Genomic DNA, 7,509 nt, shown 5'->3' with positions numbered 1-7,509 from the left:
AGTCCATGACGACGACGCGGTAGAACGGTGCACGGATCTTGCCCATGCGCTTCAGACGAATCTTGACGGCCACAGCTGTGGTGTCTCCTGTTTCTTGGTGGTGAGCGCGGCGAGACCGGGTGGGGACACGCGGGGAGCCGTCGCTCGGGGTAGGCATCCGGCCAGGAGAGAGGGCCCTGGCCGAACGGGTACAGCCGACCATTGTGCCAGACCGGGGGCGCACGCCCGACCACACGCGGTGCGGACGCGGCATACGGGCCGGGTGGTCGGCGGGTGCGCCGCTCACCAGGGGCTGGGCTCGAAGTCCTTCACGAAGCAGCCATAGAGGTCCTCCCCCGCCTCGCCCCGCACGATGGGGTCGTAGACGCGGGCCGCGCCGTCGACGAGGTCCAGAGGCGCGTGCCAGCCCTCGGCCGCGATCCGCAGCTTCTCGTGGTGGGGGCGCTCGTCGGTGATCCACCCCGTGTCGACGGCGGTCATGAGGATGCGGTCGGTCTCGAACATCTCGCCGGCACTGGTGCGCGTGAGCATGTTGAGGGCCGCCTTGGCCATGTTGGTGTGAGGGTGCCCGGGGCCCTTGTAGCGGCGCGAGAACTGGCCCTCCATCGCCGACACGTTGACCACGTAGGCGCGCCGAGCCCCGGCAGCCACCGCGGCCCGCATGGCCGGACGCAGCCGCGAGATGAGGATGAACGGCGCCGTGGCGTTGCACAGCTGCACCTCGAGCAGCTCGAGCGGGTCGACCTCCTCGACCTTCTGGGTCCAGGAGTTGTTGCGCTGCTCGTCGGGCAGCAGACCGCCGGCATCCACCGCGGTCCCGGCACGGTGCGCCTCCAGGCTGGCATGGCCGGCCGTCAGCGCCATGGTCGTCATGGCAGCCGCCGAGCGCTGCGCGAGCGCCCGTGCCGCCGTCTCGGCGGCCTCGCCCTCGTGGTGGGCGACCTGGTGCTCGCGCAGGGTGCCGATCAGGTTGGCGGGGTGGGCGTCACTGATCCGGTCGAACGTCACCAGCTCAGGCAGCGGTATGCCGCTGGGCAGCGGCACCGACTCACCATGGACCAGGTGGGTGTAGGCGCCCGGCGAGCGGCGGACCGTCTGCGCCGCGTTGTTGATGAGGATGTCGAGGGGTCCGGCGGCGGCGACCTCCTCGGCCAGTGCCACCACCTGGGTGGGGTCGCGCAGGTCGATTCCGACGACCTTGAGGCGGTGCAGCCAGTCGGGCGAGTCGTCTTGTGCCGCAAAGCGTCTCGCTGCATCGTGCGGGAACCGCGTCGTGATCGTCAGGTGGGCCCCGTCGCGCAGGAGCATCAGCGCGATGTACATGCCGATCTTGGCCCGACCACCCGTGAGCAGAGCGCGGCGGCCGGTGAGGTCGGTGCGCTGGTCGCGTTTGGCGTGGCTCAGCTCGGCACAGTCCGGGCACAGCCAGTGGTAGAAGGCGTCGACCACGGTGTACTCGGTCTTGCAGATGTAGCAGCCGCGCGGCTTGACCAGCTCGCCGGCGTGCGCACCCCGGGCCGTCGAGACCAGCGGCAGGCCCTTGGTCTCGTCGTCGATCCGCAGCGGCGAGCCGGTGGCGGTCCGGGCGAGCACCGCCTCGTCGTGGTCGACCTGCGGCTGACGTGCCTCGCGGCGGCGGGCCTTGCGGACCTGCTTGTACATGCGACCCGTGGCCCGTTTCACGGTCTGCAGGTCGGGGTGTCCGGCGTCGAGGCGAGGGAGCTCGGCCAGCACCCGCAGTGCGGTAGCCAGGTCGTCGGGGTCGATGCCGGGTCCGTAGGACTGGTCTGGGTCGGTCGCTGTCGGCTGCTCGGTGATCCGCTGCTCGGTGATCCGCTGCGCGGTGATCCGCTGCTCGGTGATCCGCTGCTCGGTCATCGGCTGCGCCAGGCGTCGGGGTCGGCGGCCAGCGCGGAGACGCGCTCGTTGAGGTTGCCGGACAGCACGTCGGCGAGGCTCGTCTCGTCGAGCACCGAGCGCAGGCTGGCCCGCACGGCGACCCAGACCGTCGGCAGGTGCTCGGCGACGCCCTGGTACGTGGTCTCGTGCGGGCGCAGACCGCGGACCTCGGCCAGCGGCCCGTCGACGGCTCGGAACACGTCACCCAGGGAGATGTCGCGGGGTTCGCGGGTCAGCGAGTAGCCGCCACGCGCGCCACGGGTGCTCTTGACCAGTCCGGCGCTGCGCAGGTCGGCGACGATCGCCTCGAGGAACTTGCGCGGCAGGGTCTGGCGGAAGGCCAGGGTCTCCACGCTGACCGGCCCGGCGGCGGCCAGGGCCGACTCGGCGAGGATGAGCATGGCTCGCACTGCGTACTCCGTGCGCGCCGAGATGTCCACGGCGGCATTCTCCCCTACGACGCGCGCGGCCTGTGCACCGGCGCAGCGACGTACAGTCCGGGCGATCTCACGCGGTCCACAGGCTGCAACCCAGTGGCCCGCGGGCGCTGCACGTCGTACGCGCGCCGTCAGATGGCCAGCGCCGGCTCGATCTCGGCGGCGTCGGGACGCGTGGCCGCACGGGCATAGACGGTCTCGCCCTCGCTGAGGTCGAGCGCGTCGGCCTGGGCCCGGGTGATCTGCGCACAGAACCGTTCCCCCGAGTCGGCCCGCAGGTCGACCCGAACCTCGAAGCCCAGACGCACGACGCGCTCGACCACCGCCGTCACGACGCCTGGGGTCCCACCGACCCGAGCATCCAGGGAGTACGCGCGCTCCCGGCTCCGGTCGAGGACGATGTCGTGCGGTCGGACGAGCTGGCCGCCCAGCCGAGCGACCGACCCGAGGAAGGACATCACGAAGTCGTTGGCCGGCCGGTCGTAGAGCGAGACCGGGTCACCGACCTGCTCGATTCGGCCGTGGTTGAGGATGGCGATCCGGTCGGCGACGTCGAGCGCCTCCTCCTGGTCGTGGGTGACCAGGACCGTGGTGACGTGGACCTCGTCATGCAGGCGACGAAGCCACTGCCGCAGGTCCGCACGCACCTTGGCGTCGAGCGCGCCGAAGGGCTCGTCGAGCAGCAGCACCTCGGGATCCACGGCCAACGCCCTGGCAAGCGCCATCCGCTGGCGCTGGCCCCCAGAGAGCTGAGCGGGGTAGCGGTGCTGGAACCCGTCGAGGCCCACGATCTCGAGCAGCTCGTCGACCTTGCGTGCGGCCTCGGCCTTGGGGCGCTTGCGGATGGTGAGACCGAACGCCACGTTGTCGCGCACGGTCATGTGCTTGAAGGCCGCATAGTGCTGGAACACGAACCCGATCCCGCGCTTCTGCGGAGCCACAGCCGTGACGTCGCGGCCCCCGATGACCACCGCTCCGCCGTCGAGCCGCTCCAGCCCGGCGATCGAGCGCAACAGCGTGGACTTGCCCGAGCCGCTCGGCCCGAGCAGGGCGGTGAGCGTCCCCGCGGGGATGTCGAGGCTGACGTCGTCGAGGGCCAGGAAGCTGCCGTAGGACTTCCGGGCGCCGGTCACGGTGATCATGTCGTCGTGCTCCTCTTGCGGTCCAGCAGGGTCATGAGCAGCAGCGTGACCAGGGCGAGGCCCATGAGCAGGGTCGCCGCTGCATACGCGCCGTAGGTGTTGTGGTCGTCGATGTACCGGGAGTGGACGAGCAGCGTCAGGGTCTGCGAGACGCCGGGGAAGCCGGAGCTGACCATGATCACGGCGCCGAACTCGCCCAGCGCCCGGGCCACCGTCAGGACCACGCCGTACGTCAGTCCCCAGCGGATCGCCGGGAGCGTGATGCGCCAGAACGTCTGCCACGAGCTCGCGCCCAGGGTGGCCGCGGCCTGCTCCTGGTCGGTGCCGATCTCGTGGAGCACCGGTTCCACCTCACGGACGACGAAGGGCAGCGTCACGAACAGCGTCGCAATGACCATGCCCGGCAAGCCGAAGATGACCTTGAAGCCCAGTCGCTCCACGCCACCGAACCAGCCGCCCGCCCCCCACAGCAGGATCAGTGACACCCCCACGACGACCGGCGACACCGCGAACGGCAGGTCCACGACCGCCTGCACGAGCCCCCGCCCGCGGAACCTGCCCCGCACCAGGGCCAGAGCCGTCCCGACCCCGAACACGACGTTGAGCGGCACGACGATGGCCACGATCAGCATCGACAGGTTCAGGGCCGAGATAGCGGCCGGCGTGCGCACCGAGGCCAGGAAGGCCCCGACCCCCGGGCCGAAGGACCGCCAGAGGATGAGCACGACCGGTATGCCGAGCAGCAGGAGCAGGTAGCCCAGGGCGACGGCGCGCAACCCGAGGCGGGCGGTGGCGGACGTCCTCACGGCGACTCCTCCTCGCGTCGCTGGCCGCGGCCGGCGAGGACGCGCAGGACGAACAGGGTGAGGAACGCGATGGCCAGCAGGGCTACCGAGACCGCCGCTGCGTTGACGGGCCGGTCGATCTCGATCTGCTCCTGGATGTACTGGGACGCGACCTGGGTCCGGCGCGGGATGTCGCCACCGATGAGCACCACCGAGCCGTACTCGCCGATGGCCCTGGCGAACGCCAGTCCGGTGCCGCTGATCACCGCCGGCGCCAGGGTGGGCAGCACGACCCGGCGGAACGTCGTCCAGCTGGACGCCCCCAGCGACGCGGCCGCCTCCTCGACCTCGCGGTCGGCCTCGATGAGCACCGGCTGCACCGAGCGGACGACGAACGGCAGGGTGACGAAGGCGAGCGCGACGACCAGGCCGGGACGGGTCGCGTTGAGCTGGATGTGGAGAGGGCTGTCGGGGCCGTAGAGCGAGAGCAGCACGATGCTGGCGACGATGGTGGGCAGCGCGAACGGCAGGTCGATCAGCGCGTTGACCACTCGCTTCCCGCGGAACTCGTCTCTGACCAGCACCCAGGCCACGAGCGTCCCCATGACGGCGTTGACCACCGCGACGACCAGCGCCATGAGGACGGTGACCCCCAGCGCGGCGACGGCGGCGGGCGCGGTCACCGCCGCCCAGAAGCCGGCCCACCCGTCGCCGAACGACGTCACGGCGAGGGCAGCCAGGGGAAGCAGGACGATGACACTCAGCCACAGCCCCACCAGCCCGACGCCCACGGGCCGGACGGACAGGCGGCGAGGGCGCTCTGGCCGCGGCGGCAGGGACGACACCTGCGCGGTGTCATCCGCGCGCGCGTCGCTACGGGTGGTGGCGGTTGCGGTCATGGCTCAGGAGGTCGCCTTGTCGTAGATGACCGCGATGGAGCCCGTTCCCTTGGCGAACAGCGAGCTGTCGACCTTCGACCAGCCACCGAGGTCGGCGATCGTCCACAGCGTGGTGGGCGGCGGCAGGCTGGCCGCGAACTCCTTCGCCACGGCCGGGTCGACCGGGCGGAAGCCGGCCTGCGCCCACAGCTTCTGCGCCTGCGGGGTGAAGAGGAACTCCTCGAACGCCTTGGCCTCGGCGAGGTGGGGACTGCCCTTGAGGACCGCCGTGGGGTTCTCGATCTTGAACGTCGTCGGCGGCGTGACGTGCTCGACGGGGTCCCCCGCACGCTCCGCGAACAGCGCCTCGTTCTCGTAGCTGAGCAGCGCGTCACCGGTGCCCTGCAGGAAGGTCTCGGTGGCCTCCCGTCCGGACTTCGGCTGCACCTTGACGTGCTGCGTGACGAGCTTGTCGATGAAGGCGAGACCCGCCCTCGGGTCCTTGCCCCCATCACTCTTCGCGGCATACGGGGCGAGGAGGTTCCACTTCGCGCTGCCCGAGCTGAACGGGTTGGGAGTCACGACCTCGACGCCGGGCTTGAGCAGGTCGTCCCAGTCGTGGATGCCCTTGGGGTTCCCCTTGCGGACCACGATGGTGACGACCGAGCCGAACGCGATGCCCCGGTGGGGGCCTGCGTTCCAGCTCTTGTCGACCAGGCCGGCCTTGACCAGCCGGGTGACGTCGGGCTCGGTCGAGAAGGTGACGACATCCGCGGGCGCACCGGCGGCGACCTTGCGCGACTGGTCACCCGAGGCGCCGTAGGACTGCTGGAGCTGCACGCCCTTGCCGGCCGCGGTCCGCGTGAACGCCGGGATCACCGTGTCGAACCCGGGCTTGGGCGTGGAGTACGCGAACAGGCTGAGGGTGCTGGACGTGGCCGCGGCGTCCTGGGCCTGGGCACCCGCAGCGCCGGTGACCACCGTGTCGCTCGAGCCGCCCCCCGCACAGGCGGCCATCACCATCGCACCAGCGGTCACGGCGGTGGCCAGGGCGGCCAGCGGAGGGACATGCAGGCGGGGGCGGGGACCCATGAGAGCTCCTCGGTATGCAGTGGGGCGCGTGTCGACGACCGATTTCCTAGTCGTTGACTAGGACTTTTCTATAGCATCTGCTTATCGGTCAAGTAACTTCGCCTTATGTCTCGCATCATGGAAGCACGAGGGAGGCCGGCCGGCTCGCGGCGGGGCGGGCCTGGCCGGGACCGGGGCCGACCGCTACGACAGGTCGCGGCCGCGGAGCACGATGTGCTCGGGTGCCGCCAAGGCCCGGATCTCACGCCGAGGGTCGGCGCCATAGACCACGAGGTCGGCCGGAGCGCCCTCCTCCAGCCCGGGGCGCCCCAGCCAGTCGCGCGCACCCCACGTCGTGGCAGACAGCGCCTCCTCCGGCGTCAGGCCCGCGAGGGTCAGCTCGAGCGCCTCCTGGGCCACCAGACCGTGACGCAGCGAGCCACCAGCGTCGGTGCCGAGGTAGATCGCGATGCCGGCGTCGCGAGCAGCCGCCACGGTGTCGTAGCGACGCCGATGCAGCGAGAGCATCCTGCGGTGGTAGCCGGGGTACTTGTCCCGGGCCGGCTCGGCCAGCTGCGGAAACGTCGCGATATTGACCAGGGTCGGCACGATGGCGATGCCCTGGGCTGCGAACTGCGCGATGGTCTCGTCCTCGAGCCCGGTAGCGTGCTCGATGCAGTCCGTGCCCGCGGCGGCGAAGTCGTAGAGCGAGGCCTCGCCGAAGCAGTGCGCCGTCACCCGCGCCCCCTCCTCGTGGGCGGCCGCGATCGCGTCGGTCAGGACGTCGACGGGCCAGCAGGGAGTCAGGTCTCCCGCCTCCCGGTCGATCCAGTCCCCCACCAGCTTGACCCAGCCATCGCCCGCCTTCGCCTCGATGCGGACGCGGTCCACCAGCTCGTCCGGCTCCACCTCCCAGGCGTAGTTGCGGATGTACCGGCGGGTCCGGGCGATGTGACGCCCCGCCCGCACGATCTTGGGGAGGTCCTCACGCTCGTCGACCCACCGCGTGTCCGACGGCGAGCCGGCGTCTCGGATGAGCAGCGTGCCCGCGTCGCGGTCGGCGAGCGCCTGAGCCTCGGCGGTCGCCATGTCCACCGCACCATGGGCGTCGAGACCCACATGGCAGTGCGCGTCCACCAGACCGGGCAGGACATACCCGCGCAAGGTCTGCACGTCCGCCCCCGCACCCGTGGGGCGTTCGAAGGTCAGCCGCCCGCCCACGACCCACGCCTCCCCACGGACGTCCTCGGGTCCGACGAGGATCTCGCCCAGCAGATGCAGCACCGGTGCGGTCATG

General features: G+C 71.1%; 7 protein-coding genes and 1 pseudogene. All 8 read right to left on the bottom strand.

Features of this window, described 5'->3' with window-relative positions; translation table 11 throughout:
* Positions 1–73 (bottom strand): annotated as a pseudogene (locus tag VGN50_RS10725) (30S ribosomal protein S16); the annotation flags it as partial.
* Positions 74–282: 209 nt separating this feature from the next.
* A complete protein-coding gene (locus tag VGN50_RS10720; protein ID WP_327444754.1) occupies positions 283–1,878 on the bottom strand; it encodes an SDR family NAD(P)-dependent oxidoreductase in 1,596 nt (531 codons plus the stop codon).
* Positions 1,875–2,339 carry an Rrf2 family transcriptional regulator gene (locus VGN50_RS10715; RefSeq protein WP_327444753.1) on the bottom strand — a complete coding sequence of 155 codons (465 nt, stop codon included), beginning with the start codon at positions 2,337–2,339 and terminating at the stop codon, positions 1,875–1,877. Before VGN50_RS10715 ends, VGN50_RS10720 begins: the two co-directional genes overlap by 4 nt.
* Before the next feature lie 128 nt (positions 2,340–2,467).
* Positions 2,468–3,478, bottom strand: coding sequence for a sulfate/molybdate ABC transporter ATP-binding protein (locus VGN50_RS10710; protein ID WP_327444752.1), 1,011 nt, complete (start codon positions 3,476–3,478; stop codon positions 2,468–2,470).
* The gene (gene cysW / locus VGN50_RS10705; RefSeq protein ID WP_327444751.1) at positions 3,475–4,284 is read right to left on the bottom strand and encodes a sulfate ABC transporter permease subunit CysW; all 810 of its coding nucleotides are present in this window, start codon (positions 4,282–4,284) and stop codon (positions 3,475–3,477) included. The genes VGN50_RS10710 and cysW overlap by 4 nt, the downstream gene beginning before the upstream one ends.
* On the bottom strand, positions 4,281–5,162 hold the full coding sequence (gene cysT / locus VGN50_RS10700; protein ID WP_327444750.1) for a sulfate ABC transporter permease subunit CysT: 882 nt from the start codon (positions 5,160–5,162) through the stop codon (positions 4,281–4,283). Before cysT ends, cysW begins: the two co-directional genes overlap by 4 nt.
* Before the next feature lie 3 nt (positions 5,163–5,165).
* Positions 5,166–6,233 carry a sulfate ABC transporter substrate-binding protein gene (locus VGN50_RS10695; RefSeq protein WP_327444749.1) on the bottom strand — a complete coding sequence of 356 codons (1,068 nt, stop codon included), beginning with the start codon at positions 6,231–6,233 and terminating at the stop codon, positions 5,166–5,168.
* Positions 6,234–6,416: 183 nt separating this feature from the next.
* Positions 6,417–7,508, bottom strand: coding sequence for an amidohydrolase family protein (locus tag VGN50_RS10690; RefSeq protein ID WP_327444748.1), 1,092 nt, complete (start codon positions 7,506–7,508; stop codon positions 6,417–6,419).
* Position 7,509: the final 1 nt, after the last annotated feature.

It is taken from the genome of Pedococcus sp. (assembly GCF_036000045.1).
GTDB lineage: Bacteria > Actinomycetota > Actinomycetes > Actinomycetales > Dermatophilaceae > Pedococcus.
The sequence above is the reverse complement of the archived record's forward strand: the minus strand, read 5'-3'. Positions and strand labels throughout refer to the sequence as shown.